Source organism: Streptomyces sp. Act143, assembly GCF_003143935.1.
In the GTDB taxonomy this organism is placed as follows: domain Bacteria; phylum Actinomycetota; class Actinomycetes; order Streptomycetales; family Streptomycetaceae; genus Streptomyces.
This window is the reverse complement of record NZ_QFRX01000008.1, coordinates 491-2,524: the sequence shown is the minus strand read 5'-3', so window position 1 is coordinate 2,524 and position 2,034 is coordinate 491. Positions and strand designations below refer to the sequence as shown.

The following is a 2,034-nucleotide window of genomic DNA, read 5'->3' as shown; positions in this document are numbered from 1 at the left end:
CTCACCATTCGATGAGGGCGAGTCCGGCGGCCATGCCGCCGCCGAAGCCGGCGAGGAGGATGAGGTCGCCTGGGTGCAGGGTGCCGGTGCGGTGGGCTTGGTCGAGGGTGATGGGGATGGAGGCGGCGCCGGTGTTGGCGTAGGTCTCCAGGGTTTTGTGCAGGGTGGCGTTGGACAGGCCCAGGTGGGTGAAGAGGTCGTCGAGCATGACGCCGTTGGCCTGGTGGGGGATGAAGTGGCGGATGTCGTCGGGGACGACGCCGGCTTCGTGGAGGAACTGTTTGACGAGTTGGGGGACGTGGTCGGCGACGAAGCGGCGGACGCCGCGGCCGTCCATGGTGAAGTACTGCTGGCCCTCTTCGAGAGCTTCCGCCGTCAGGGGGGCGCGGCTGCCGCCGCCGGGGACCCGGATCAGATCCGAGAGTTCGCCGAAGGTGTGCAGGTCCAGGTGTCGGATGCGGGGTCCGTTGTCCTGTTGTCCCAGGACGATGGCGCCGGCGCCGTCGCCGAAGAGGACGACGGTGCGGCGGTCGGTGGGGTTGAGGATGCGGGAGTAGATGTCGGCGCCGATGACGAGGGCGTGGCCGCCCTTGCGGGCCAGGAGGTTCTCGGCCGCGGAGAGGGCGAAGATCTCGCCGGAGCAGACGGCGTTGACGTCGAAGGCGGCGGCGCCGGTGGCGCCGAGGTTGCGTTGTACGTAGGCGGCGGTGGGGGGTTGGGGCCGGTCGGGGGTGGAGGTGGCGACGACGATGACGGACACCTGGGCGGGGGTGATGCCGGCTGATTGGAGCGCAGCGCGCGCTGCGGCGGTCGCCAGGTCGGAGGTGGCTTCGTGATCGGCGGCCCAACGGCGTTCCCGGAAGGCGGTCTTGGTGATGATCCAGTCGCTGTCGACTCCGGCCGGCGCACCGACTTCGTCGTTGGAGACGATCCGGTCCGGCACATAGGCACCCGTACCGATGATCCTGACGTCCTGCATGCGGCTGCGCTCCCTCCGTCAGCCCAGGTAGCGCTGGATCGTCGGCTTTAGGAGGTCGACCAGCTCGTCCACCGGGGTGGAGGCGATCGGCTCCAGCTTCACGATGTAGCGCATGAGGACGACACCCCAGACCTGAGAGGTCGCCGCGTTGACGTTGACCGCCGGGACACCGATGGTCTCCGCGGCCTGGTAGATGTCCATGTCGGCGATACCGATCGCCTTGCCGGCCTGCGCGAACAGCTGGTTGGTGAGAAAGCCGCGCATCTGGTCGGCGCCCTCGTCGCTGTTGACGGCGGCGGTCAGCAGCCCGAGCAGCCTGGGCCGCACCTGCGGGTCCTCCCACAGTACGAAGGCCGCGCGGAGCAGCTTCTCGGCGAGCTCGTCGCGCGCCCCGGCGAGCGCGTTGGCACCGGCGTCACCGAGTGCGCCACCCAGCGAGTCCAGGGCCGAGCGCTCTTCGACCTCAGTGGCTTCCGACATTCTTCCTCCAGGTGTTTCTGTAGCGGTGTTTCGGTAGCGGTGTTTCAGGAACTGCGTTCGGCTGCGGCGCGCAGGGCGTCCGCGCGGTTGGTGTGTTCCCAGGTGAAGTCGGGCAGTTCGCGGCCGAAGTGGCCGTAGGCGGCGGTCTGGGTGTAGATGGGCCGCAGCAGGTCCAGGTCGCGGATGATGGCGGCCGGGCGCAGGTCGAACACGCTGGTGATGGCCCGCTCGATCGCCTCCACGGGCACGGTGTTCGTCGCGAAGGTCTCCACGAACAGCCCGACCGGTTCGGCCTTGCCGATCGCGTAGGCGACCTGGACCTCGCACCGCCTGGCCAGCCCCGCCGCGACCACGTTCTTGGCCACCCACCGCATCGCATACGCCGCCGAGCGGTCGACCTTGGAGGGGTCCTTGCCGGAGAACGCACCCCCACCATGCCGGGCCATCCCGCCATAGGTGTCGATGATGATCTTCCGGCCGGTCAGCCCCGCATCCCCCATCGGCCCGCCGATCTCGAACCGGCCCGTGGGATTGACCAGCAGCCGGTACCCCTCGGTCTCCAGCTTGATCCCGTC

Annotated in this window: 3 protein-coding genes; all 3 read right to left on the bottom strand. The window is 69.1% G+C overall.

Annotation, left to right across the window (positions count from 1 at the left end):
* Position 1: 1 nt before the first annotated feature.
* Positions 2-979 (bottom strand): 3-oxoacyl-ACP synthase III family protein, encoded by a 978-nt coding sequence (locus tag DI272_RS43370; RefSeq protein WP_109501363.1) that lies wholly within the window; start codon positions 977-979, stop codon positions 2-4.
* A gap of 18 nt (positions 980-997) precedes the next feature.
* The gene (locus tag DI272_RS43365) at positions 998-1,459 is read right to left on the bottom strand and encodes a hypothetical protein (protein ID WP_109501362.1); all 462 of its coding nucleotides are present in this window, start codon (positions 1,457-1,459) and stop codon (positions 998-1,000) included.
* A 44-nt stretch (positions 1,460-1,503) separates the two neighbouring features.
* The coding region (locus tag DI272_RS45855) for a methionine adenosyltransferase domain-containing protein (RefSeq protein WP_258314939.1) at positions 1,504-2,034 on the bottom strand (531 nt) is incomplete at its 5' end.